The organism is Vibrio hepatarius, from assembly GCF_043642085.1.
Taxonomy (GTDB): Bacteria; Pseudomonadota; Gammaproteobacteria; order Enterobacterales; family Vibrionaceae; genus Vibrio; species Vibrio hepatarius_C.
This window is the reverse complement of the sequence record NZ_JBHZSA010000021.1, coordinates 1-25,413: the sequence shown is the minus strand read 5'-3', so window position 1 is coordinate 25,413 and position 25,413 is coordinate 1. Positions and strand designations below refer to the sequence as shown.

Sequence of the window (25,413 nt, the reverse complement as noted above, 5' to 3'; positions counted from 1 at the left end):
TCCTTAGCTCAGTTGGTAGAGCGACGGACTGTTAATCCGCAGGTCGCTGGTTCGAGCCCAGCAGGAGGAGCCACTTTTTAAAGCCAAGTCGAAAGACTTGGCTTTTTTTATATCTAAACATTTTTCATCTTCCCTCTCCTAGCCCACCTCGGCCTTTCTGTTCAATTTGCTAAAAGCGCAACCTGTTTTCTATAGTTAATCCATAACTTTAATAAGGATACCTACATGACTAGGAAGCAATTGTTTGTCGTGGCAGCCGAAGTCGCGGCCGAACTCAATCGCGGGGTTATTGTCGCTAAACAACTTAAGTTAGTTGCCAGCAATGCTCGGGCTCTCGCTCTACGCGCTGGTGGCAGTGCTGCTGGATTTCACCCAATCACTGACTCGATTGACGAGTTAGTCAACCTGACTCTAGAAGTATCAAACTCTATCAACACAAAGGCGCAGCACCTCAGTCATATCGCCACCTCTAGTGTTCGCTCCTACTCTGTATTGAAACACTTTGAAGCTGTCTATCAACGCTCACAGGACGCCCAATTTATCCATAGCTTAGATGCTGCTCATAACCGTTGTCAGCAAGAAACTATGCGCCTAGACCAATCTTTCTCCCAAGGCAGTGACGAGCTCAATCACATGTTAAACAGCCTGTATGATGAGCTTCGAGTGGCACTGATAATCTCGACATTACTTAGTGTGGAGGCTTCTCAGGTTGAAGAGCAGTTTAAAGGTCAACTCAACACGATTGCCGAGAATGTTCAGCAAGCCGCAGAATCTATACGTGAGCATGTGCTGCAATCACTCCAATTGTTTTCACACTTTGATAAGGAACGTCATGAAATCAAAAGTGCTATTTAGCCAAGGGGATCATCGCTGGGTGATGTTTGCCCGCGATCCTCTCAAACCAGAAAAAATCATCGATACCAATCAATATATGATCGTCAATCGCCAGCAAGCAATCTTGCTCGATCCAGGCGGTATTGAAATGTTTTCTTCAATGCTGAGTAGTGTGGTCAAAGAGGTTCCTATAGAGCATATAAAGTACTTATTTGCCTCTCACCAAGACCCAGACATCATTTCTTCACTTGGTTTATGGGATAAGGCATTACCAAGTGCCACACTGTACTCTCCGTGGCTCTGGGAGGGCTTTATACGACACTTTGGCATGGATTCGATTACCTTCTCCCCGATTAAAGATGAAGGAGGGACACTTTCCCTTGCAGGAGATGATATTGAGTTTATTCCTGCCCACTATATGCACTCATCAGGTAATTTTTCCGTCTACGATAGTAAAGCGAAAATACTCATGTCTGGTGATATTGGAGCGGCCTTAGATAGTCCCGATGCGCCATTGTTCGTCGAGGACTTTGAACAGCATATTCCGAAAATGGAATATTTCCATCGGCGCTGGATGCCATCGAATGCGGCGAAGAAGGTTTGGATAGAGCGAGTGAGAAGATTAGACATCGACATGATATGCCCTCAGCATGGCGGCATATTTAAAGGCGAAGACGTGACTCGCTTCTTAGATTGGTTAGATGAGCTCGATGTAGGGATCGCAGTATCCTAACCACTTAACCTTGGTATAAAAAAAGCCAGTAGACATAAGACTACTGGCTTAACTTTTTCATTTTAAATGTTGAGGCTACGCCTTAACACCTTCTTGCTGATTAAGCATCGCAACTTCATGGTCTAACGCTTCTAGCTTAGCTTTCATTTGCTCGCGACACTCATTAGCAAGTTCACGAACGTTTTCTTTAGCGTAACCTTCCGTGCTCACTGCAGGAAGCATTTCAACAATCACATGACCGTTATTCCATCGGTTGAGTTTAATACCAGCCGTAGAGCTACATACAATTGGAGCTACTGGTAGTTGAGCGGCGATAGCGGCGTGGAATGCACCAGTCTTAAACGGTAGTAAGCCACGGCCACGTGAACGTGTACCTTCTGGGAACATCCATACCGATACGTCACTTTGCTTCATTTGATCAACGACCTGATCAATCGTGCCTTTTGCTTTAGAGCGGTTAGCGCGGTCAATCAAAATATTACCTGTCAGCCAGTAAAGCTGACCAAATAGCGGCATCCAAGCTAAGCTCTTTTTGCCGACAGTAACCACTTTAGGCGTTACTGCAGAAGAAACCGTGAACAGGTCCCAGTTGTTTTGGTGGTTAGCAATATAGATGTGCTGACCACGCTGATATGCGTCCTCTGGTAGACGGAGTTCCAGTTTAATACCAAACACTCGAGACATCTTGCCGAACAAGCGGCCAAAGGTAAAAACATGCTTAGGGTTACGTGGGCTCAGCAAACAGTAGCCACAGCCAAACACAAACATTACGACTGCAAAAATAGCAACTGCTAATACACGTAATAGTGCAATCATTGTATTCTCCAAGAGTTCTGGGAGTAAAAATAAGTTGACCAGACTCTAACTGATCTATCGCTCATAAAAAAGCCGAAACTTGCGTTTCGGCTTACAAATGTTAGCTCAAAGCTAAATTAGTCTTGAAAACGCTCGATATTCGCACCTAGTGCCGATAGCTTGTCTTCAATCTTGTCGTAACCACGGTCGATATGGTAAATGCGGTCAACAATAGTTTCGCCTTGAGCGATACAGCCAGCAATAACGAGACTTGCTGAAGCACGAAGGTCTGTTGCCATTACTTGTGCGCCACTCAGCTCATCAACATCGCCACAGATAACCGTGTTACCTTCAATCTCTGCTTTAGCGCCCATACGCATCAGCTCTGGCACGTGCATAAAGCGGTTTTCAAAGATAGTTTCGGTAATAACACCGCCACCTTTAGCCATCAAGTTAAGTAGCGTAAATTGCGCCTGCATATCGGTTGGGAAACCTGGGTGTGGCGCTGTGCGTACTGTCACTGCTTTTAACTCACGACCGGTCATATCCAGAGAAATCCAGTCTTCACCTGTCTCTACTTTTGCGCCCGCTTCTTCAAGCTTAGCGAGAACCGCTTCTAGCAAGTGAGCTTTGGTATTACGACAGATAACTTTACCGCCAGATACCGCTGCAGCAACCAGGAAAGTACCGGTTTCAATGCGATCAGCAACCACAGCATGAGTACCGCCACTTAGACGCTCAACACCTTCAATCGTGATGGTATCTGTACCAGCACCTGAGATCTTCGCACCAAGCTTGTTCAGGAACTCAGCAGTATCAACAATCTCTGGTTCGCGCGCTGCGTTGTCCAGTACCGTGGTACCTTCTGCTAACGTTGCAGCGCACATGATAGTGATCGTTGCGCCAACACTCACTTTGTCCATAACAATGTGAGCGCCTTTCAGACGGCCATCAACGTTCGCTTTCACGTAACCATCTTCAAGAGTAATTGTCGCGCCTAGCTGCTCAAGACCGTGAATATGCAAATCCACTGGACGTGCACCGATCGCACAGCCACCTGGCAGTGATACTTGGCCTTGACCAAAACGAGCGACTAGTGGACCAAGAGCCCAGATAGATGCACGCATCGTCTTCACTAGGTCATATGGCGCACAGTACTCATTAATACTGCTCGGGTCGACATGAACAGAACCATTACGCTCTACTTTTGCACCCAAGCGCTCTAGCAGTTCCATCGTAGTATCGATGTCGCGCAAGCGTGGTACGTTTGTCACCTCTACTGGCTCTTCAGCCAGAATCGATGCAAATAAAATTGGTAGTGCAGCATTCTTTGCACCTGAGATAGTGACTTCACCAACTAATGGCTGATCAGAACCTGTTACTCGAAACTTTTCCATTATTAAACCTTACAGCGACATCAGTTTCTTATCACGCGCCCACTCATCCGGAGTGTAAGCTTTAATTGAAACTGCATGGATGTCATTTCTTTGGATGTATTCCATTAGTGGTGCGTAGATTAGTTGTTGTTTTTTAACGCGACTCATTCCATCGAAACAAGCATCAACAGCAACTACTTCGTAATGGCTACCTTCACCTTTAACGTGTAGTTCTTCTAATTTCAAAGCGTCGTTTAAAATCTGTTGTACTTTTGCGCTATCCACAATTCACCCCTGTATTATTCTTTAAATGTTGAGCAATCAACTCATCGACATTGCTTAACTGAAATAGTGTGCGCAGTTCATCCGGCACGAAACTGAGCATTATATGACAGTTTTGTTTTTTTGCATGCTCTATTAGGTGAATTAACATCACCATTCCTGCTGAGTCGATTTTTTTTAGCTGCTCAAGCGAAACCTCAACCTCATTACCCGGCCATTGCTGCTGTTGTAAATAGCTCCACAATTCAGGCACTGTCTCTCGGTTTAGGTCGCCACTCAATGCAAACTCAGCTGCGCTGTTAGAGCACCACTCTGGGTTTATCATTGTGTTTTGCTCTCAAAGCGAATCGGTTGCTGGGCAAGTCCTTCAAGCTCTTTAGCGACCGCTAGAATACCCTCTTGACGCAGTTTACCGTTCCACTCAGATTGTTTACTCGACAGCAAGCTAATACCTTCAGCAATCATGTCGAACACTTGCCATTCACCAGTTTTCTTATCTTTGCGCAGCTTAAACTCTAATTTGATATTCGGTCTAGGCGCATCAACAATATCTACTTTAACCCCAGTAATGCTTTTTTTAGGGTTAAGTTTTGTCTCAGGACCAAATTCAATCGTCTGATCAGTATATTGAGTCAAAACCTGAGCGTATGAGCTAATCAAATACGAACGAAACGCGATGATGAACGTGGCGACATCTTCACGCTTAGCACCTTTTAAGTTAGGGCCAAGCAGCTTAAGTGCGGCATACTTTTCATTGATGTACGGCATGAGCTCTTCATCAACAATCACTTTTAAGTATTCAGGATCTTGGTGAATTTGTTCCTGTTCAGCCTTTAATCGTGCAAACGCCACTTCAGACACTTTCTTCATCATCTGATATGGCTGTGTTTTGTCGACTTCATTGGCTGCGACTTGAAACGTCAACATCAATGAGCACAGAGTAAGTACTAACTTTTTAAACATATTGCGGCTCCTTACTCGCTCTCTGAATCACCACCAACGCTATACAAGACCTGACCAATCAAATCTTCTAGCACCAGTGCCGATTTTGTATCTTCAATGTAATCACCTTCCACCAGCATTTGCTCATCTTCATACACAAAGCCTGGCGTTAAGCCGATGTACTGCTCACCAATTAGGCCTGATGTCAGGATCTTTACACTAGAGGTCTCTGGAAACTGATTATAAGTGCTATTGATCGCCATACTCACAACCGGTAGTAAGGACTCACTATCTAAGCCAATATTGGTCACGCGTCCAATCACGACACCGCCAACTTTGACCGGTGAGCGAACTTTAAGACTACCGATATTGTCAAATTCCGCTTTGAGCGTATAAGTATCGTTGGAACCCAGTCCTTTCACGTCAGCAACTTGAAAAATCATCACCAGAATTGCGCAAATTCCTGCAATAACAAAGCTACCAACCCATAATTCAATCTTTCGAGTTTGTTGCATGATTAATTCCCAAACATCATTTAATTACCAAACATCAAGGCGGTTAGTACGAAGTCTAGCCCTAGTACAGCCAGAGAAGAGTGGACAACCGTACGTGTTGTCGCTCGACTGATCCCTTCCGAAGTCGGGATTGCATCGTAACCGTTGAATAACGCAATCCAAGTCACCGTAATCGCAAACACTAAGCTCTTGATCATACTGTTACCGATGTCTTGACCAAGCTCTACTGAAGCCTGCATTGCCGACCAGAAGCTGCCGTGATCGATTCCTTTCCAATCGACACCAACCAATTGTCCGCCCCAAATACCGACGGCCATAAAAATCATCGCCAGCATCGGCATAGAAATAACACCAGCCCAAAAACGCGGAGCAATCACTCTTTTAAGTGGATCAACCGCCATCATTTCCATGCTAGATAGCTGCTCTGTCGCTTTCATTAGACCAATCTCAGCGGTTAACGCAGAACCCGCTCGACCAGCAAATAGCAGTGCGGTCACCACAGGTCCAAGCTCACGCAGTAGTGAGAGCGCGACCATTTGGCCCAAGGCACCTTCAGCGCCAAAGTCGACCAAGATGACATAGCCTTGCAGACTGAGCACCATGCCGATAAATAAGCCAGATAAGACAATAATGATCAGTGACTGAACACCAACGCTGTAAAGCTGCTTTATTAATAAGGGGAGATTCTTAACCGGCTGAGGTCGGCTGACGATAGCGCCGAACAACATCAAGCTCGCACGGCCAAATGATTCACAGATAGCCATGCATCTTTGACCTACAGAAGCAACGAAATTAGCAAAACCTGCCATTATGAGAAAAGCTCCTTGGCTAACGGTTGAGATGGGTAGCTAAATGGCACTGGGCCGTCCGCTTCCCCTTTAAGAAATTGTTGTACTTGAGGATCTGGGTTGTCACGCAACTCCTCTGGGGTACCGCTAGCAACGACTTTGCCATTAGCCAGAATATAGCACCAATCGGCAATGCTCATCACTTCAGGCACATCATGGGAAACGACAATAGAAGTCACACCCAACGCCTGATTGAGATTGCGTATTAGCTCCACCAGCACCCCCATAGTAATTGGGTCTTGACCAACAAAAGGTTCGTCAAACATGATTAGGTCAGGGTCAAGGGCGATCGCTCTTGCTAGTGCCGCACGCCTTGCCATACCGCCAGACAGCTCACTTGGCATCAGCTCAGCGGCGCCACGTAGACCAACAGCTTCAAGTTTAAGTAGCACTAAGGTTCGGATTAAGGATTCTTCAAGTTGCGTGTGCTCACGCAGAGGGAAAGCAACGTTATCAAACACATTAAGATCCGTGAACAGCGCGCCTGACTGGAATAGCATGCTCATTTTTTTGCGCTCTTGATAGAGCTTGGAGCGACTCAAGGTAGGGATATTGTGGCCATCGAACCAAATCTCACCCGACTCAGGGTAAATCTGGCCACCGATAAGACGTAGCAAGGTTGTTTTACCTATCCCTGACGGACCCATAATGGCCGTCACCTTGCCTTTAGGTACGTGTAAGTTCACATCATCAAAGATCTTACGCTCGCCACGAGAGAAGGTTAGCTGTTTTACGGTTACTAAATCTTCGAATTCCATGTTCAACTCTACGTCACTCCTTTAAGAATGGGCAATCATAAGCACATTCATACATAATTTAAAGCACTGTTCGATTAAATGTGAGTGAGTTTAATATTAGTAACAGTGATAGCTGCTCACACATAAACTCTTCTAATCCTAGTTATAGTTAACAATTAATTTGAAGGTAGCGCTTCCCTTTTATAAACCAAACCGTCAAAATTAACGGTTAAATTCTCTCGTTGTATATTGATTAGGAATCATCATGTTCGAAGCCGTTGCGTTTCTCATTATTGGATTAGTTTTTTTGGTTTGGAGTGCAGATAAATTGGTGTTTGGCGCTGCTGCTCTAGCCCGAAATGTAGGTATTTCACCGCTAGTCATCGGTATGACAATTCTTGCAATGGGTTCTTCTGCTCCAGAAATGATGGTTTCAGCTACCGCAGCCTTAGACGGCAAAACGGATACCGCAGTCGGCAACGTGTTAGGTTCAAACATCGCCAACATTGCTCTAATTCTTGGTATCACCGCGATGATAAAGCCACTATCGATTAGCTCGGCAGTACTGCGCCGTGAACTACCACTGATGATTGGCGTGACGATTCTTGCTGGTGTCTTACTTTGGGACAGCCACTTAGGATTCTACGAGGGTGTGCTGCTGTTTGTTCTATTTGCTGCCTTTATTCTTGCCATGCTTCGCATTAGCCGCAACGAGAAGAAAAACGGTGATGCATTAATTGAAGAACAAGAGTCCGAAGTACCAGAAGGCGTAAGCAACGGCAAAGCCGCAATGTGGGTGGTGATTGGTCTTATCATCCTGCCTTTAGCCGCTGACGTTCTGGTCGATAACGCAGTAATCATCGCTCAGCACTTCGGTATGAGCGATCTGGTGATTGGCTTAACCATTATCGCCGTAGGTACTAGCCTGCCTGAACTTGCAGCCTCTTTAGCCGGCGTAATGAAAGGCGAAGACGATATGGCGGTAGGTAACATTATCGGCTCCAACGTATTCAACATTCTCGCGGTAATGGGCATCCCTGGCATTCTTAACCCATCAATCCTAAGCGAATACGCAATGGGACGTGATTTCTGGGTTATGTTAGGCGTGTCGTTACTGCTGGTTGCGATGGCACTAGGCAAATCACGTAGCATTAACCGTTACGAAGGCGCCGCCCTATTCTGCTGTTTTATCGGCTACCAAGCTTACCTAATCATGAACATGACCGCTTAAGATTCTCGGGAGTTCTCTATGTTTGATTATCGTTCTGCCGCATTAGAAGTTCTAGAAACAGAAATTGAGGCTTTAGAGCAGTTAGACCAATACCTAAACCAAGACTTTGTTAAAGCATGTGAGTCAATCATTGCCAATAAAGATGGCAAAGTTGTGGTGATGGGAATGGGTAAATCGGGCCATATCGGTAATAAGATTGCAGCGACCTTGGCCAGTACGGGCACTTCATCGTTTTTCGTTCATCCAGGTGAGGCCGCACATGGCGATCTCGGCATGATTGAACCTGGAGATATTGTTCTCGCCATTTCTAACTCTGGCGAGTCAGGAGAAATCTTAGCACTATTCCCAGTATTGAAACGCCTCAACATCAAGATCATTAGCATGACAGGCAAGCCAAACTCGAACATGGCAAAACTGTCAGACATTCATCTGCAAATTACCGTGCCGAAAGAGGCCTGCCCGATTCAATTGGCACCAACTTCTAGCACAACCGCAACGCTGGTAATGGGTGACGCTCTTGCTATGGCATTGATGCAAGCGCGCGGCTTTACCTCTGAAGATTTTGCCCTATCACACCCTGGTGGTGCATTAGGACGTAAACTGCTACTTAAACTTGCTGACATCATGCATACCAGCAGCGCGCTGCCATTAGTGACACCAACAACTGTAATACGTGACGCCTTACTTGAGATTAGTCAAAAAGGGCTTGGCATGACTGCTGTTATTGATGACCACCAGAAACTGGTTGGCATCTTCACTGATGGTGATTTAAGGCGTATCCTTGACAAGAGAATCGATATTCATAGCGCACTAATTGGCGATGTGATGACAGTAAACCCAACCGTTGCTGAGCCCAATATGCTCGCGGCTGAAGGCCTGAACTTAATGCAAAACAAAAGCATCAATGGCCTGATTCTATGTGAACAAGGCAAAGTGGTTGGTGCGCTGAACATGCACGACTTATTAAAAGCTGGAGTGATGTAATGCCAGAAATGATTGAAACGCTGTATCAACCAGTGGAACCTTCTATCCTCGCGATTGCCAAACAGATTAAACTGCTCATTTGCGATGTTGATGGCGTTTTCTCAGACGGTTTGATCTACATGGGTAACCAAGGTGAAGAGTTAAAGACTTTCCATACCCGTGATGGTTATGGCGTTAAGTCACTAATGAATGCTGGAATTGAGATTGCTATCATCACAGGTCGTCGTTCTCAAATTGTTGAGAATCGCATGAAAGCACTGGGGATTTCGCTGATCTACCAAGGCCAAGACGATAAAATAAAAGCGTACCAAGATATCTGTAGCAAATTAAATATCGCTCCCGAACAAACAGGCTATATTGGCGATGATCTTATCGATTGGCCAGTAATGGAGAAAGTGGCACTACAAGTCTGCGTTGCCGATGGCCACCCTCTCCTGGCTAAAAGAGCAAATTACGTCACTTCGATTCGAGGTGGTCACGGAGCAGTTAGGGAAGTCTGCGACCTTATTCTTCAAGCACGGAACGAACTCGACGTTCATAAAGGTTTAAGCATATGAGTCTTTCTCGTATTGGCTATATCATCGTGAGTTTCATAATATGCTGGTCTGCTTACTATCTTTTAGACAAGCAGCAGAGTTATGATATTCAGGTTGAACCAGATACAGAACTCCCAATGTTTAGTGGCGAAGGGCTAGAAAACACCTCTTACACTGAAGACGGTATTCGTAGCTATGTCATTACATCAGTCACGCTCGATCACTACGCAAAGAGCGGTGATACCATATTCCAACAGCCGGTCCTTAAAGTGTATAAGGAAGGCACGACCCAAGAGTGGGAAATCACAGCAGTTCGTGGGGTGTTAACCCAAGAGCATGTTTTGACACTATATGAGGATGTCCTTGCGACAAACTTATTGCCTGACTCTGGGTTTGACACTATGTCGACTGAGGTGATGAACATCCAGTTGGACAGCAGAGATTTTTGGGCTGATAACCAGGTAACCTTGGTTGGTCCACAATTTGAAACGGTAGGGCAAGCAATGAACGGTAACTTTGCCGACAATCACGCCACCCTATACAAACATGTACAAGGTAGATATGAAACTCTCACACCTTAGTCTGATTTCTTGTTTATTTATCTCTAGCCAAGCGCTAGCGCTATCAACAGACCAGGATCAACCTGTCTACATTGACTCTGATAGCCAGCAGCTAGATATGCAAAGCAATAAAGTCACCTTTCTTGGTGACGTTAAGCTAAAGCAAGGCAGTATCAATATTAATGCAGACAAAGTCATCGTAACTCGCGATCCAAAAGATGGATCTATCCAAGAAATTGAAGGTTATGGTGATTTGGCAACCTTCTCTCAGCTAACAGATGATGGTAAAACTCTATACGGCGAAGCGAAAGAGCTTTACTACGTGATGGCAGACGATCAGTTGACTATGATCGACAAAGCGATGCTATCGCAAGATGACAGCGTGATTCGCGGTACCAAAATTCGCTACAAGATTTCATCTCAAAAGCTGATTGCTGACGGTAAAGAGAAAGGCGACCGCGTTTCTACCGTTCTTCAGCCACAAGCAGTACAAGAATAATTATGGCCATACTCAAAGCTGAGCATTTAGCGAAAACCTATGGTAATCGCACTGTGGTTACCGATGTAAGCCTTCAGGTAGAATCTGGGCAGATCGTTGGACTCCTTGGTCCTAACGGCGCGGGTAAGACGACGTCTTTCTATATGATTGTCGGCCTTGTCGCTCGTGATCAGGGTGCCATTACCATTGATGACAAAGATATCAGTATCTTACCTATGCACAGCCGCTCTCGTATGGGTATTGGCTACCTGCCTCAAGAAGCGTCGATCTTCCGTAAGCTATCGGTTGAAGACAACATCATGGCAGTGCTAGAAACACGCGAAGAAATGACCCGTGAAGAGCGCCAAGATAAGCTGGAAGATTTGTTGGAAGAATTCCACATTCAGCACATTCGCGCTAGTGCGGGTATGGCATTATCAGGTGGTGAAAGGCGTCGTGTTGAAATTGCTCGTGCACTTGCAGCCAACCCGCAGTTCATCCTTCTCGATGAACCATTTGCTGGCGTTGACCCAATTTCGGTTATCGATATCAAAAAGATCATTGAACATTTAAGAGACCGAGGCCTTGGCGTTCTTATCACTGACCACAACGTTCGTGAAACACTGGATGTATGTGAAAAAGCGTACATCGTGAGCCAAGGGCACCTGATTGCAGAAGGTACACCAGACCAAGTACTAAATAACGAGCAAGTAAAACAAGTTTATCTAGGCGAACAATTCCGTCTATGATTAAAGGGAAGAACGGTAAGATTCTCCAGCATTAAGGCAAACAATACTGAATGAAACCCTCATTACAACTCAAGCTAGGACAGCAGTTAGCGATGACTCCTCAATTGCAGCAAGCGATTCGTTTGTTGCAACTGTCAACGCTAGATCTTCAACAAGAAATTCAAGAAGCTTTGGATTCAAACCCTCTGCTAGAGGTTGAAGAAACCAGTGATGAGCCCTCTTCAGAAGACAGCAGCCACAATGAGGAAAAAGAGCCCACCGTTGAAGTTGCTGAACCAGAGGTAAAAGACAGCTCAGAACTGATTGAAAAATCAGAAATCAGTAACGACTTAGAGATCGACACCACTTGGGATGATGTATACAGCGCCAATACAGGCAGTACAGGTATTGCCCTCGATGATGACACACCAGTTTATCAAGGTGAAACGACTCAAACTCTATACGATTACCTGATCTGGCAGCTCGATCTGACCCCATTTAGTGAGACAGACCGAACCATTGCTCTGACTCTGATTGATGCGATCGATGACTACGGTTACCTAACCATTACAACTCAAGACATTCTTGAAAGCTTTGATAACGAAGAGATTGAGATCGAAGAAATCGAAGCGGTTCGTAAACGTATTCAGCAGTTTGACCCACTCGGTGTGGCATCCATCAACTTGCAAGATTGCTTGTTGCTACAGCTTGCCACTTACCCTGAAGATACACCTTGGCTCGCAGAAGCCAAGTTAGTACTTACCAACCATATTGACCAACTTGGTAATCGCGACTACAAACTGATTATCAAGGAAACTAAGCTCAAAGAAGCTGAGTTACGCGAAGTTCTAAAGCTGATTCAACAACTTGATCCTAGACCAGGAAGTCGCATTGCTTCAGAGCATGCTGAGTATGTTATTCCTGATGTGTCGGTGTTTAAAGATCACGGTAAGTGGGTTGTCACAATTAACCCTGACTCCATTCCAAGACTGAAAGTTAACCAGCAGTATGCCGCGCTCGGCAAAGGCAGTAGTCCTGACAGCCAGTATATCCGCAGCAATTTGCAAGAAGCAAAATGGTTAATTAAGAGCTTGGAAAGTAGAAACGAGACACTGCTCAAAGTTGCTAAGTGTATTGTTGAACATCAGCGTGATTTCTTTGAGTATGGTGAAGAAGCGATGAAACCTATGGTGCTCAATGACGTTGCATTAGCCGTCGATATGCATGAGTCGACCATATCAAGGGTTACCACTCAGAAGTATATGCATACTCCTCGTGGTATTTTTGAACTGAAGTACTTCTTTTCTAGCCACGTCAGTACTGATAATGGCGGGGAGTGCTCATCCACTGCAATTCGCGCACTAATTAAGAAGCTCGTCGCTGCAGAGAATAGCGCTAAGCCTCTGAGTGATAGCAAAATTGCAGCTCTACTTGCTGACCAAGGAATTCAGGTCGCTAGAAGAACAATAGCGAAGTACCGTGAATCATTAGGTATTGCTCCCTCAAGTCAGCGCAAACGCCTGCTTTAGGCCAACAACCGAGAAGGAAAGTCTATGCAAATCAATCTTACTGGCCACCACGTTGATCTAACCAACTCAATGCAAGACTACGTAAACGAAAAGTTTCAAAAGCTTGAGCGCTTTTTTGACCACATCAATAGTATTCATGTGGTATTAAAAGTTGAAAAACTCAACCAAATCGCAGAAGCTACCCTTCATGTAAACCAAGCTGAGATTCATGCTTCATCTGATGATGAAAACATGTACGCAGCAATAGATTCCCTCGTCGACAAACTTGTTCGACAGCTCAATAAGCACAAAGAAAAGCTAAACGCCCACTAACACCATGCAACTAAGCGAAATCCTCACATTGGACTGCACCAAAAGTGCAGTCCAATGTACTAGTAAAAAACGAGCCCTTGAAATGATCAGCGAACTAGTTGCTGAGCAAACTGGGCAAAATTCTACCGAACTGTTTGAGTGTATGCTCAGTCGTGAAAAAATGGGTAGTACTGGCATTGGAAATGGAATTGCCATTCCCCATGCTCGTATGCACTCAAGTGATAAAGCAGTCGCTGTTTTGCTGCAATGCGAATCGCCTGTAGAGTTTGATGCTATCGATAACCGTCCTGTTGACCTACTTTTTGCTTTGCTAGTGCCTGATGCACAATGCAAAGAACACTTAAAAACTCTTTCGAGTATGGCAGAACGTCTTAACGATAAGCAGATCTTAAAACAATTGCGTAAAGCTCAGTCCGATCAAGAACTTTACGACATCATGGTTAGCCAATAATGCGTCTTATCGTAGTAAGTGGTTACTCAGGTGCAGGAAAAAGCGTCGCGCTGCGAGTGCTCGAAGATCTTGGTTACTACTGTGTCGATAATCTTCCTGTCGATATGCTGGAGGCCTTTGTTCAGTCGGTGCAATCCAGTAAGCAGAATGTTGCGGTCAGCATTGATATTCGCAACTTGCCAGCCGAGCCGAACTTAGTCGAAGACGTCCTCACTAAGCTAAAACAAGGCTCTGATGTCAGCGTGCTATTTTTAGATGCTAACAAAGAGACACTGCTCAAACGCTATAGTGAAACGCGCCGTATCCACCCACTGACTCTTAGTCTTGAAAATACCTCTCTTGAACAAGCGATTGAAAAAGAGCGCTGCATCCTTTCACCGCTAAAAGAAAATGCAGATTTGGTGATTGATAGTAGCCACCAATCACTGCATGACTTAAGTGAGACGGTTCGCATGCGTATCGAAGGCCGAGAACGTAAAGACCTAGTGATGGTATTCCAATCATTTGGTTTTAAATATGGCCTACCGAGTGATGCAGACTATGTCTTTGACGTGCGTTTTTTACCCAACCCTCATTGGGAACCTGATTTACGTCCGCTGACTGGGCTCGATGCGCCAATCAAGTCTTTCTTAGAAAGCCACCAAGACGTGATGGAGCTAAAGCAGCAAATTCAAAAGTTCATTGAGAATTGGTTACCTTTACTTGAGAAAAACAATCGCAGTTACCTGACTGTAGCGATTGGCTGTACAGGCGGAAAACACCGCTCAGTCTATCTCACTCAGCAAATTGGCGAGTACTTTGCACAGATGGGTCATCAAGTGCAAATTCGCCATGCATCATTAGAGAAAAATCATAAGGAATAGTTTATGCAGCAGCAAAGTCGTACAGTTCTAATCCAAAACCGTTTAGGGCTTCATGCTCGTGCTGCTGTAAAACTTGTTGAATTAGCTCAATCATTCGATGCGATTCTCACCATTCAGAACCACGAAGGTAAAGAAGCGACCGCAGATAGCGTCATGGGGTTATTGATGCTTGAATCCGCTCAAGGTGAGCACGTTACTATCAGCGCCAAAGGCAGTGATGCTCACCCAGCATTAGAAGCGGTTTGCCACCTGATTGAAGATAAATTCGACGAAGATGAGTAAACGCCTCTTCTCTACTGATATAATCACCTTCCTTAACATTAACTTATTAAATCCGCTCTAAAATTAAGTTACTATCCATAGCATTGTAAGCTTATAGAGTTAGGGGGAACCAATGGCAGAGCAAATAGAATTCGACCAAGCTCACCAAGCCCTCCAAGAAGTCACAGAAGCATTAGAAAATGGCCGCTTTGTCCATGTCCGTCGCCAACTGCAGGACATGGAACCAGAAGATATTGCCCACCTGTTAGAAGCCTCACCGCGAAAAAGCCGTGAAGTGCTTTGGCAACTTACCGACCCCGAAGATTACGGTGAGATCCTCGATGAATTAAATGAGGATGTGAAAGACGATCTGGTGTCTAAAATGGCGCCAGAGATGCTTGCTGAAGCGACAGAAGGCATGGAAACCGATGATGTCGCCTACGTACTACGTAGTCTGCCTGATGACGTTTCCCGCGAAGTCCTATCACAGATGGATGCGGCGGAGCGTTTACTGGTCGAAACTGCCCTTTCCTACCCAGAAGATACTGCTGGTAGCTTAATGAACACCGACGTCATCACCATTCGTGGTGATGTCGATGTCGATGTTGTATTGCGTTATTTACGTATGAAAGGCGAGCTCCCAGAAGCGACCGATGCTTTATACGTGATTGATGAAGAAAGCCGCTTAATCGGTGAACTACCGATCACCACACTGATCACGACTCAGCCAGACGTCAAAGTCAGCGATGTCATGGAGGATGCTGATGAAGCGATCGACGTGACAATGAGTGATTCTGATATCGCTAGCCTGTTTGAGCGCCGTAATTGGGTTTCAGCGCCGGTTATTGATGAGAACCAACATCTTGTCGGTCGTATCACCATTGATGACGTGGTTGATGTTATCCGTGAAGATGCCGAGCACTCGATGATGAGTATGGCGGGTATGGATGATGACGAAGATACCTTCGCACCTGTGGTTAAATCTGCACGTAAACGTAGTGTCTGGTTAGGCGCTAACGTACTTGCAGCTTTGGCGGCTGCTTCTGTATCCAATATGTTTGAAGCCACCTTAGATCAAATGGCGGCAATCGCTGTATTGATGACCATCGTTCCTTCCATGGGTGGGGTTGCAGGCAACCAAACCGTTGCCCTAGTTATTCGCGGTTTAGCTCTAGGTCATATCGGTGACTCTAACAAGCGCGAACTACTAATGAAAGAAGCGGCCATCGGCTTACTTAACGGCATCATGTGGGCTTTAATCATTGGCGGAATTGTTGTGGCTTGGAAAGGTAATTGGATGCTAGGAGGGATTATCTCCGCCGCTATGCTAACCAACCTACTTGTTGCGGGCATTGCAGGGGTATCCATCCCTATTCTGTTAAAGAAGATGAATATCGACCCTGCCCTTGCTGGCGGTATGGCGCTCACCACAGTAACCGATGTGATTGGTCTATCGGTATTCTTAGGGTTAGCAACCATTCTAATCTAACGCTAATGAGCCGATACAAAAAAGCGCAGTCGTAATAACTGCGCTTTTGTTTTATCCATAAGTTAATAATTAACCATTAATGTTTGGCCCTAACCACTTCTCAGCTTTAAGCATATCCCAACCTTTACGATCAGCGTAACTCTCAACTTGATCCTGCTGGATCTGAGCGATCGCAAAGTAACGCGAGTCTGGATGTGAGAAATACCAACCCGATACAGATGCACCTGGATACATAGCGTAGCTTGACGTGAGTGTCATACCAATCGTCTCTTCTACCTTCATCAGCTCCCACAAAGGTCCTTTCTCTGTGTGTTCTGGACAAGCTGGATAACCCGGAGCTGGACGAATACCTTGGTACTTCTCTCGAATCAGCTCTTCGTTCGACAAGTTCTCATCGGCAGCATAGCCCCAGATTTCTTTACGTACACGCTCATGCAAGCATTCTGCAAATGCTTCCGCCAATCGATCGGCAACCGCCTGAATCATGATCGCGTTGTAGTCATCACCTTGGGCCTTGTACTCATCGGCCAACTCACGCTCGTTGATACCACCAGTCACAGCAAAGGCACCAATCCAGTCTTTCTTACCCGACTCTTTCGGTGCAATATAATCAGACAGACAGTAGTTGAACCCTTTCGGTTTTTCCGTTTGCTGGCGTAGATTACACAACATTTTAGCCACCTCAGTGCGAGACTCATCGGTGTAGACTTCAATATCATCGCCAACACTTGCCGCTGGGAATAATGCACACATGCCACGCGCTTGCATTAAGCCTTCTTTCTCAACTCGGTCTAGTAACTCATTAGCATCTTTAAACAGGCGCTGAGCTTCTTCACCCACCTCCTCATGTTCAAAGATCTTTGGATATTTGCCCACCAGAGACCAAGTCATAAAGAATGGAGTCCAGTCGATATAGTTACGTAATGTCGCGATATCAAAATCATCAAACACATGTACACCCGGCTTAACTGGTACTGGCGGAGTATAGTTGCCCCAATCAATATCAACCTTATTGGCACGAGCTTGTTCTAGTGTTACTGGCTTAGTGCGAGGCTTCTTACGATTATGCTGGTCGCGAACGCGTTCGTAGTCCGCATCAAGCTTTTCAACAAATGGAGGTCGTAACTCGTCAGATAACAACGAAGTACATACACCTACAGCACGCGAAGCATTGTTTACATACACCACTGGCTTGCTGTAGTTCTGTTCAATTTTTACCGCAGTATGCGCTTTCGATGTCGTCGCACCACCAATCAGCAGCGGTAGATCGAACTCAAGGCGCTCCATCTCTTTAGCAACATGCACCATTTCATCCAGTGATGGCGTAATCAAACCAGATAGACCAATGATGTCGACGTTTTCTTCTTTGGCAACTTTCAAGATCTTCTCACATGGCACCATCACGCCAAGATCGATAATCTCGTAGTTGTTACACTGAAGTACAACCCCGACGATATTTTTTCCGATATCGTGCACATCGCCTTTCACTGTCGCAAGCAGGATCTTACCGTTGGTAGAGCCAGCCTGTTTCTCTCTATTGATATAAGGTTCTAGGTGAGCAACCGCCTGCTTCATTACGCGCGCTGATTTCACAACCTGTGGTAAGAACATCTTGCCTTCACCAAACAAGTCACCAACAACGTTCATACCATCCATTAGAGGCCCTTCAATCACCTCTAGTGGCTTAGATGCATTAACACGCGCTTCTTCCGTATCATCAACAATGAACTCGGTGATGCCTTTCACCAATGCATGTTCAAGGCGCTTCTCTACTGGCCATGTACGCCACTCAAGTGCAGAAGCATCCTCTTCTTTGCCAACACCTTTACCTGCATATTCCGCAGCGATATCAAGTAGTCGCTCAGTCGCATCATCGCGGCGGTTAAGAACGACGTCCTCTACCGCTTCACGTAGCTTATCTGGCACGTTGTCGTAGATTTCAAGCTGACCAGCGTTAACGATACCCATATCCATACCGTTCTTGAAACAATGGTATAAGAACACCGCGTGAATAGCTTCACGAACGTAGTTATTTCCTCGGAATGAGAACGAAACGTTAGAGACACCACCGGAAATCATCGCATATGGTAAATCGCGTTTGATATCAGCAACCGCTTCAATGAAATCAACAGCATAGTTGTTGTGTTCTTCAATACCTGTCGCGACGGCAAAGATATTCGGGTCAAAGATAATATCTTCAGGTGGGAAGCCCACTTCATCAACTAAGATTCGATAAGCCTTGGTACAGATGTCTAACTTACGCTCACGCGTTTCCGCCTGACCGACTTCGTCAAATGCCATTACGATAACCGCGGCACCATAACGGCGGATCAATTTCGCTTGTTCGACAAACTTCTCTTTCCCCTCTTTTAACGAGATAGAGTTAACGATGCCTTTGCCTTGAATACATTTGAGGCCAGCTTCGATAACTTCCCACTTAGAAGAGTCGACCATGATTGGAACTTTCGAAATCTCTGGTTCTGACGCACATAGATTGAGGAAGCGCACCATACACGCTTCCGCATCAAGCATGCCTTCATCCATGTTGATATCAATGATCTGAGCGCCATTTTCAACTTGCTGACGAGCAACTTCTAGTGCTTCATCATAAAGCTCTTCTTTGATTAGACGCTTAAAGCGAGCAGAACCCGTCACATTGGTACGCTCACCAACGTTAATAAATAGCGTTTCTTTTTCGATGGCCAGTGGCTCTAAACCAGATAAACGACAAGCAGTAACCAGTTCAGGTAATGCTCGCGGAGTAATATCAGCAACAGCTTGGGCCATCTGGCGAATATGCTCTGGCGTGGTACCACAACAGCCGCCAATAAGGTTTAAGAACCCGCTTTGCGCCCACTCTTTAACGTGAATAGCCATATCTTCAGGAGATAAGTCATATTCACCAAACGCATTCGGCAGGCCTGCATTAGGGTGCGCAGAGACAAACGACTCAGAAATACGAGAGAGTTCTTCGACATACGGGCGAAGTTCATCTGGACCAAGAGCACAGTTAAGGCCAAATGAAATTGGCTGCACGTGACGTAGAGAGTTATAGAAAGCTTCTGTCGTTTGACCTGATAGTGTACGACCTGATGCGTCGGTAATCGTACCGGAAATCATCACCGGAAGCGCAATACCTAACTCTTCGAATACCGAATCAACGGCAAAAGCACAAGCTTTAGCGTTAAGCGTATCGAAAATAGTTTCGATAAGAATAAGATCTGAGCCGCCTTTGATCAGTGCTCGAGTTGACTCAGAGTAGGCTGTCACAAGCTCATCAAAGCTAACGTTACGATAGCCAGGATCGTTTACATCCGGCGAAATAGAACAAGTGCGGTTAGTAGGGCCAAGCACGCCAGCAACGTAACGAGGCTTATCTGGTGTTTTCGCTGTCCACTCATCAGCCGCTTCACGAGCCAACTTAGCCGCCGCAAAGTTAATCTCTTCACTGAGGCTTTCCATATCATAGTCAGCCATCGCAATAGTGGTCGCGTTAAATGTGTTGGTTTCAAGAATATCTGCGCCAGCTTCTAGATATTCATGGTGGATATCTTTAATCAGCTTTGGTTGAGACAGTACTAAAAGGTCATTGTTACCTTTCAAATCGCAATGCCAATCAGCAAAGCGCTCACCACGATAATCATGCTCTTCAAGCTTGTAGTCTTGGATCATAGTGCCCATACCACCGTCGATCAAAAGAATACGTTGCTTTAATTGAGCTTCAATCTGTTGCCTTACATTACTTCCCACAGTACAGCCTCATTCCTTTAGTTATCATTCCATCCTATCACACATTAAAAAGGAGTCTAGACGTCTAAATAAGGAAATTGATGACTTTAAACTGACAAATAATGTTTGCTATTTAATCGAACTAGGCAGAAAATTCCTATTCACATTTTGTTACATGGTAAGAGTCTAATGTCAGTCTATTACACGCTTTGCTTTCTATCTGCAGCGGCAATGTTGATTGCGTTTGTAAACAGTAAGATAGGTAAGATGCAAACCACCATTGCAATTACCGCTGGGTCGATGATGCTTTCCCTACTGATTCTAATTGCAGGCCAGAATGATTGGTTTCAATTAACAGAGATAGCTTCCAACACAGTTGCAAGCATCAATTTCGAAGACTTTTTGCTCAAAGGTATTTTAGGCTTCTTACTATTTGCCGGTGGTTTAGGCATTAAACTGCCAAACTTAAAAGATCAAAAATGGGAAATCACTGTTTTGGCATTAGCTGCGACGCTGTTTTCTACATTCTTTATTGGCTTCGTGCTCTACGGGTTCTGCCAACTTATCGGCATCCAATTTGACTTAGTTTACTGCTTGCTGTTTGGTGCGCTTATTTCACCAACTGACCCAATTGCAGTTCTCGCCATTGTTAAAAAGCTCGATGCACCTAAACGCATCTCTACCCAGATTGAAGGCGAGTCGTTATTCAATGATGGCTTTGGCTTAGTTATTTTCGTCACTCTGTTCACTATCGCATTTGGCACCGAGGCTCCAACAATGGGTAGTGTTACCATGCTGTTCGCCCAAGAAGCCCTTGGTGGTATCGCCTATGGCTTTGTATTAGGTCTTGTATTCCACTATTTAATCAGTGCCACCGATGACCATTCCATGGAGCTACTACTGACGATTGGTATTCCTACAGCAGGTTATGCATTTGCAGAAGTGTTACACGTATCGGGACCGCTAGCTATGGTGGTATCAGGCATCATGATCGGTAACTGGACTCGCTTCATAGGTTTCTCTAAAGAGAGTGAAGACCACCTCGATCACTTCTGGGAGCTCGTTGATGAATTCCTTAATGGCGTATTATTCCTGCTAATCGGTATGTCGATGCTATTGTTCGAATTCCACAAAGAAGACTGGATTTTGATGGCATTCTCTATTCCACTAGTACTCGCATCCCGCTATCTCAGCGTATTCTTATCCTACATAGGATTTAAGCGCTACCGCAAATATAACCCCTGGTCAGTTAATATCTTAACTTGGGGTGGACTGCGTGGCGGTCTTGCATTAGCAATGGCGCTCTCAATTCCATCAGGTATTTGGGTCATTCAGGATAAGCTCATCGACGTAAAAGAGATCATCTTGGTTATGACTTATTCCGTGGTCGTGTTCTCCATCCTCGTTCAAGGCTCAACCATTACCCCAATGATCGAAAAAGCCAAGTTAGCACAAAAAGAGATGGACTCAGAAAATAGCACTGCTGAGCAAGAGTCATAACTCTCAATATAATGTAAAAAGGTAGCCTAAGTGGGCTACCTTTTTTATATCGTAATAACACTAAAACCGCTTAGTTTGTCATTACTTTTGTACTACTTCGACTTTAGCTACTTGCTTTGTATTCGCCTTTCTCACTTTCAGGATAACAAAGCTGATTATCGCTAGGCATAGGGTGATAACAGGCGCCGCCATAAGCCCTGCGGTAATATATTTGCTCATGGTTTCAGGTAATAAAGGCAATAGCATGCCAAACGAACATAGCAACAATGTCCATAGAATCGCACTTAGCCAAGAAAAGTAATGGAACTTATTCACTTTGCTCGCGCGCATCCCCATCACCAGAGGCAGCAGCGAACGAACAACAGGAATAAAACGCGCGCTAAAGAGGGCCACTAAGCCATGCCTCCCAAGAAGAGTATCCACTTGTGCCATTCGATTTGCTGGAACGGATTTTACCCAGCCTTGAACTCTAGGTAGGCGATTCAACCACGTTCCTTGCAAATAGCCAGCCCAGCTACCTAGGGCTGCACATACACAGATCAGGAGCAATATGGCGATAGGGTCAAGTATCCCAACCGCAGCCAATGTACCGGATAGAACAACAACACTATCACAAGGGAATGGAGCAGCAGGTATAAAGCCACTTTCGAGGAATATCAGTACAGCAACAATGCTATAGATTAGCGCTGCACTTCCTGGGCTCTGTAAAATCGAAAAATCTTGGTTCCATAAAGCGAAAAGCACCGAGAGCATAGAGTCCAACATACGCCTATCCTTATCATCTTGGTCGTCAGCATGCCCTTGTTGTAGCTTTGTTGATTAGGAACTACAAATTCAATACGCTATCGTCAAGATTGATAAAAATGAAATGCTCTCAATGAACTGAAAGATAAGTGTATTCTCTACGCCTACTAGCGCCCTACTTACTTGCGAACAATGCAATTTCGACCTTGATGTTTGGCCTCGTAAAGATAACTGTCAACACGAGCCAACACTTCATCAAAAGGGACTGAGAGTTGAGTATAGGGTAAAGTCGTCATCCCTAAACTAACGGTGATTTTTAACGCCTGAATATCATAGTAGATTTCCATCGCTTCCACTTCTTGGCGTAAACGTCCAGCGATTTCGAAGCCTAATGTACTATCAGTATTAGGCAGGACCAAGCCAAACTCTTCTCCACCTAAGCGTCCAACTACATCCATATTTCGGGTTGATTGCTGAATATGTTTCACCAGTGCAATGAGGACTTCATCACCTGCTGCATGTCCATACTGATCATTGACCTTCTTAAAGTGATCGATATCGAGCAAAATAACCGTAAGAGGTGCTCTCCACCTTGCGCAAGTACTTATCGCACGCTCTGTTTGTTCGTAAAAGCTACGACGATTAAACGCGCCTGTCAGAGCATCTGTTGCGGCTAATTCACGAAGTTTATGCTCTAAATTTTTACGTTCTTCGATATCAGTAATCGACATGATCACCAAAGACTGGTCATCAAAAGATAGTAGACTAAATGCAAACTCTACCTGCCTGAATCGCCCGTCAGGAAGTAACAACATCAAATCACATGACGCTGTTGCACTGCCCTCGATTTGTGTCGTTGTTTTGCATAGCCGAGATCTAAATAATTCATGACTCTGGGAAGCAATGAACTCACTCGGGTGACGATTTACAACTTCAGACTTGGAACGATTCAGCAACTGACAGCTAAACTCATTAACCATAATAATATTGAGTTGAGGATTACAGATGATGATCCCAATAGGCGCTGCATTGACTAGCCCTTGTAACTGCTTGGTAGTGCGCTTTGAATTCTCTAACCGCTGAGATTGCAGCTCTTCTAGTTTTTTACGTAGGTATATATCCCTAAAAACCAACAACCAGCTATTGGTGGTGATGTTCGTCAAACGAACACGCATAATATAATCTGTTCCTGAACAATTGATGTTGAGGTCAGCGCTTTTATTGCCACTATGCTGGTAGTCACTGATAAATGACTGCAATTCTGGGGAGTTTCGTACGATCTCCAACTCAAATATCTTCGAGAAGTTCGATGCCGATGTGAGCAGTGGTGGCTCAAAGTTGCCACTTCTAATGTCTTTGACATTACCTTGAGTATCAACCCATAAACTCATATCCGGCAATGAGTCTAGAATAAGATTGAGCGTTTGGTTTCGCTGGGTTAACTCATTACAACTTATATCTAATGAGCGTTCTGTTATCATCAGTTGCTCATCAAAGTTCTGGTAACCTTCATTCACTAACTCGATGAGCTTTGCGAATTCGGGGTCATTGGGAATTCCTTCCGGATATATTCGCCTTAACTGTCTTTGAAGTAACCTATGCATACTACTTTTCCGAGAATGCAGTGATAGTCATGGTCTGGTTATGCAATTCCGAATTATGACGATTATCTAAAGGCGCAATTTCTCCATAAGAGTAGAAGCCACATAATATGGTCTCATCTCCTAACTCCTCGCGCACCGCGTCTACTTCATCATCGGCTAGTTGCTTCAACAACAATTTACGTCCGACACAACTAATCAGAATAGCGACTTGAGGTGATTTCTCGATATAGTCACGACAAACTTTTGCCGCCTCTTGAGCACCATCAATCAGGGAGTTTACGTTAGCTCGCATCAATTTGGCTGAAACACCTGGAGGAATATTACCGGCAAAAGTGATTGTTCCTAATTCATCATCCGTTGCTAGTAAAGTTCTCACCAACTTAGTCCCTTTTTCTGGGTCTGATATCTCAAGAGGAAACCTTAATCCACTAGAAGGAAGCTCCTTGGTTAGATCGCCCAAATAACTGTGATAAATTTCTAACGCATTCTGATCATCCAACTCATAGAGTACATTACCTTCAGAACGAGTAACTTTACGCTCTACACCGAAGGCACACCACCCACCTCTAGAGCCATAACTAACCTGTAGCGCGTCACCATATAAACCAATAGCAACTACCAAGCCCGACGCCTGCATGTTCTCGGTATATACTTTAGTCTCCATAAAATTAACGCAATCCCCCGCTAACCCACCCGTCACTTTAACGTGTTGAGGCAATACACTTCGAAGACCTTCGACAAGGTAAGTACCATCTATCTGAAGTCCATCACTTAGCACAAAAACGTGTTTAAGATCAGGCTGTAGTAAGTCTGTTGCCAGGCTACTACCTAGCGCTTTGCAAGCACCTTGGTAGTCAGACAAATAGCGCACTGATTTACGGATAGCTGTTTTTTCGAACTGAATAAAGGTGATGACCAAAGCATCATTTAAAACGCCTTCATTACAGATTTCACCCGCTGTTGAACAACCTATAACATGAGATTTAGAAAAGTGTTTTTTTAGAGTTTGAGATACGTCTTGAGTTAACGGACCATAGACCATGAGCAGAGTATTAGAACTATCCGGTATCGAAATAGACGAGAGATCTAATGGTTTTTCGCAATCCCAAACTAATTGTTCTGTATTCATATTAGCCTCCCTCCCATAAACTAAAGTTAGTTGTTTTTAACTAACTTGCCACCTTAGATTATGCGCTTGAGGGTATTTGATAAGAAACGCAAAAAACCGTTGCGTCAACAATGGGCTTCAAGAATGACGAAAGCCTAGTCGTAAGACTTAATGCCGATCGGTTTAGAGACTTGAATGATCCTCGGGACGTATGATAATCCCCACTAACAAAGTTAGTGGGGAT

General features: G+C 44.9%; 27 protein-coding genes. 15 read left to right on the top strand and 12 right to left on the bottom strand.

Translation table 11 applies throughout. The annotated features are described in order from the left end of the window. The first annotated feature begins 225 nt into the window (after positions 1–225). Positions 226–855, top strand: a complete 630-nt coding sequence (locus tag ACHUFZ_RS20465; protein ID WP_394128601.1) for a chemotaxis protein — start codon at positions 226–228, stop codon at positions 853–855. Further along, positions 833–1,567 carry an oxygen-binding di-iron domain-containing protein gene (locus tag ACHUFZ_RS20460; protein WP_394128600.1) on the top strand — a complete coding sequence of 245 codons (735 nt, stop codon included), beginning with the start codon at positions 833–835 and terminating at the stop codon, positions 1,565–1,567. The genes ACHUFZ_RS20465 and ACHUFZ_RS20460 overlap by 23 nt, the downstream gene beginning before the upstream one ends. A 75-nt stretch (positions 1,568–1,642) precedes the next feature. Here ACHUFZ_RS20460 and ACHUFZ_RS20455 read toward each other — a convergent pair whose 3' ends face one another. The 8 genes from ACHUFZ_RS20455 to mlaF form a co-directional block, all read right to left on the bottom strand. Then, positions 1,643–2,383, bottom strand: a complete 741-nt coding sequence (locus ACHUFZ_RS20455) for a 1-acylglycerol-3-phosphate O-acyltransferase (RefSeq protein ID WP_134835636.1) — start codon at positions 2,381–2,383, stop codon at positions 1,643–1,645. 116 nt (positions 2,384–2,499) lie between these two features. Next, a complete protein-coding gene (gene murA / locus ACHUFZ_RS20450) occupies positions 2,500–3,759 on the bottom strand; it encodes a UDP-N-acetylglucosamine 1-carboxyvinyltransferase (RefSeq protein WP_394128599.1) in 1,260 nt (419 codons plus the stop codon). Between the two features lie 9 nt (positions 3,760–3,768). Continuing rightward, a complete protein-coding gene (gene ibaG / locus ACHUFZ_RS20445; RefSeq protein WP_004409843.1) occupies positions 3,769–4,023 on the bottom strand; it encodes a BolA family iron metabolism protein IbaG in 255 nt (84 codons plus the stop codon). Beyond that, entirely contained in the window at positions 4,016–4,345 is a 330-nt protein-coding gene (locus tag ACHUFZ_RS20440) for an STAS domain-containing protein (protein WP_394128598.1), read from the bottom strand. The genes ibaG and ACHUFZ_RS20440 overlap by 8 nt, the downstream gene beginning before the upstream one ends. Continuing rightward, on the bottom strand, positions 4,342–4,983 hold the full coding sequence (gene mlaC / locus ACHUFZ_RS20435; RefSeq protein WP_394128597.1) for a phospholipid-binding protein MlaC: 642 nt from the start codon (positions 4,981–4,983) through the stop codon (positions 4,342–4,344). Before mlaC ends, ACHUFZ_RS20440 begins: the two co-directional genes overlap by 4 nt. A gap of 11 nt (positions 4,984–4,994) precedes the next feature. Further along, entirely contained in the window at positions 4,995–5,477 is a 483-nt protein-coding gene (gene mlaD, locus ACHUFZ_RS20430; RefSeq protein ID WP_134835640.1) for an outer membrane lipid asymmetry maintenance protein MlaD, read from the bottom strand. Between the two features lie 20 nt (positions 5,478–5,497). Continuing rightward, positions 5,498–6,286: a lipid asymmetry maintenance ABC transporter permease subunit MlaE gene (mlaE, locus tag ACHUFZ_RS20425; protein WP_394128596.1), complete on the bottom strand. Its 789-nt coding sequence runs from the start codon at positions 6,284–6,286 to the stop codon at positions 5,498–5,500. Further along, the gene (gene mlaF / locus ACHUFZ_RS20420; RefSeq protein WP_394128595.1) at positions 6,286–7,083 is read right to left on the bottom strand and encodes a phospholipid ABC transporter ATP-binding protein MlaF; all 798 of its coding nucleotides are present in this window, start codon (positions 7,081–7,083) and stop codon (positions 6,286–6,288) included. Before mlaF ends, mlaE begins: the two co-directional genes overlap by 1 nt. Positions 7,084–7,327: 244 nt before the next feature. Here mlaF and ACHUFZ_RS20415 point away from each other — a divergent pair, with 244 nt between their 5' ends. The 12 genes from ACHUFZ_RS20415 to mgtE all read left to right on the top strand — a co-directional run bounded on the left by ACHUFZ_RS20415 (position 7,328) and on the right by mgtE (position 16,484). After that, positions 7,328–8,293 carry a calcium/sodium antiporter gene (locus tag ACHUFZ_RS20415; protein WP_394128594.1) on the top strand — a complete coding sequence of 322 codons (966 nt, stop codon included), beginning with the start codon at positions 7,328–7,330 and terminating at the stop codon, positions 8,291–8,293. An 18-nt stretch (positions 8,294–8,311) separates the two neighbouring features. Beyond that, positions 8,312–9,277 (top strand): KpsF/GutQ family sugar-phosphate isomerase, encoded by a 966-nt coding sequence (locus tag ACHUFZ_RS20410; RefSeq protein ID WP_394128593.1) that lies wholly within the window; start codon positions 8,312–8,314, stop codon positions 9,275–9,277. Beyond that, positions 9,277–9,834, top strand: a complete 558-nt coding sequence (gene kdsC, locus ACHUFZ_RS20405; RefSeq protein WP_394128592.1) for a 3-deoxy-manno-octulosonate-8-phosphatase KdsC — start codon at positions 9,277–9,279, stop codon at positions 9,832–9,834. The genes ACHUFZ_RS20410 and kdsC overlap by 1 nt, the downstream gene beginning before the upstream one ends. Continuing rightward, positions 9,831–10,394, top strand: a complete 564-nt coding sequence (gene lptC, locus ACHUFZ_RS20400) for an LPS export ABC transporter periplasmic protein LptC (RefSeq protein WP_053441030.1) — start codon at positions 9,831–9,833, stop codon at positions 10,392–10,394. The genes kdsC and lptC overlap by 4 nt, the downstream gene beginning before the upstream one ends. After that, positions 10,375–10,872: a lipopolysaccharide transport periplasmic protein LptA gene (gene lptA, locus ACHUFZ_RS20395; RefSeq protein ID WP_053441029.1), complete on the top strand. Its 498-nt coding sequence runs from the start codon at positions 10,375–10,377 to the stop codon at positions 10,870–10,872. Before lptC ends, lptA begins: the two co-directional genes overlap by 20 nt. A gap of 2 nt (positions 10,873–10,874) precedes the next feature. Next, complete coding sequence (lptB, locus tag ACHUFZ_RS20390) at positions 10,875–11,600, top strand: LPS export ABC transporter ATP-binding protein (protein ID WP_053441028.1); 726 nt, start codon at positions 10,875–10,877, stop codon at positions 11,598–11,600. 50 nt (positions 11,601–11,650) lie between these two features. Next, complete coding sequence (locus ACHUFZ_RS20385; protein ID WP_394128591.1) at positions 11,651–13,108, top strand: RNA polymerase factor sigma-54; 1,458 nt, start codon at positions 11,651–11,653, stop codon at positions 13,106–13,108. A 24-nt stretch (positions 13,109–13,132) separates the two neighbouring features. Next, the gene (gene hpf, locus ACHUFZ_RS20380; RefSeq protein ID WP_394128590.1) at positions 13,133–13,420 is read left to right on the top strand and encodes a ribosome hibernation promoting factor; all 288 of its coding nucleotides are present in this window, start codon (positions 13,133–13,135) and stop codon (positions 13,418–13,420) included. A 4-nt stretch (positions 13,421–13,424) separates the two neighbouring features. After that, on the top strand, positions 13,425–13,871 hold the full coding sequence (ptsN, locus tag ACHUFZ_RS20375) for a PTS IIA-like nitrogen regulatory protein PtsN (RefSeq protein ID WP_053441025.1): 447 nt from the start codon (positions 13,425–13,427) through the stop codon (positions 13,869–13,871). Next, positions 13,871–14,734, top strand: a complete 864-nt coding sequence (rapZ, locus tag ACHUFZ_RS20370) for an RNase adapter RapZ (protein WP_394128589.1) — start codon at positions 13,871–13,873, stop codon at positions 14,732–14,734. Before ptsN ends, rapZ begins: the two co-directional genes overlap by 1 nt. A 3-nt stretch (positions 14,735–14,737) precedes the next feature. After that, positions 14,738–15,016 carry an HPr family phosphocarrier protein gene (locus ACHUFZ_RS20365; RefSeq protein ID WP_394128588.1) on the top strand — a complete coding sequence of 93 codons (279 nt, stop codon included), beginning with the start codon at positions 14,738–14,740 and terminating at the stop codon, positions 15,014–15,016. Positions 15,017–15,128: 112 nt separating this feature from the next. Next, positions 15,129–16,484, top strand: coding sequence for a magnesium transporter (gene mgtE, locus ACHUFZ_RS20360; RefSeq protein ID WP_394128587.1), 1,356 nt, complete (start codon positions 15,129–15,131; stop codon positions 16,482–16,484). Positions 16,485–16,553: 69 nt separating this feature from the next. On the opposite strand, the gene metH is transcribed toward mgtE, so the two are convergent. Then, on the bottom strand, positions 16,554–20,234 hold the full coding sequence (gene metH / locus ACHUFZ_RS20355) for a methionine synthase (protein ID WP_394128586.1): 3,681 nt from the start codon (positions 20,232–20,234) through the stop codon (positions 16,554–16,556). 168 nt (positions 20,235–20,402) lie between these two features. Here metH and ACHUFZ_RS20350 point away from each other — a divergent pair, with 168 nt between their 5' ends. After that, positions 20,403–21,713: a cation:proton antiporter gene (locus ACHUFZ_RS20350; protein ID WP_394128585.1), complete on the top strand. Its 1,311-nt coding sequence runs from the start codon at positions 20,403–20,405 to the stop codon at positions 21,711–21,713. Positions 21,714–21,794: 81 nt separating this feature from the next. Here the strand turns inward: ACHUFZ_RS20350 and ACHUFZ_RS20345 are convergent, their stop codons facing one another. The 3 genes from ACHUFZ_RS20345 to ACHUFZ_RS20335 all read right to left on the bottom strand — a co-directional run bounded on the left by ACHUFZ_RS20345 (position 21,795) and on the right by ACHUFZ_RS20335 (position 25,190). Beyond that, positions 21,795–22,478, bottom strand: a complete 684-nt coding sequence (locus ACHUFZ_RS20345) for a DedA family protein (protein WP_394128584.1) — start codon at positions 22,476–22,478, stop codon at positions 21,795–21,797. Positions 22,479–22,636: 158 nt separating this feature from the next. Beyond that, positions 22,637–24,061 carry a sensor domain-containing diguanylate cyclase gene (locus ACHUFZ_RS20340; RefSeq protein ID WP_394128583.1) on the bottom strand — a complete coding sequence of 475 codons (1,425 nt, stop codon included), beginning with the start codon at positions 24,059–24,061 and terminating at the stop codon, positions 22,637–22,639. 1 nt (position 24,062) lies between these two features. Further along, positions 24,063–25,190, bottom strand: coding sequence for an FIST signal transduction protein (locus tag ACHUFZ_RS20335; protein WP_394128582.1), 1,128 nt, complete (start codon positions 25,188–25,190; stop codon positions 24,063–24,065). Between the last annotated feature and the right edge of the window lie 223 nt (positions 25,191–25,413).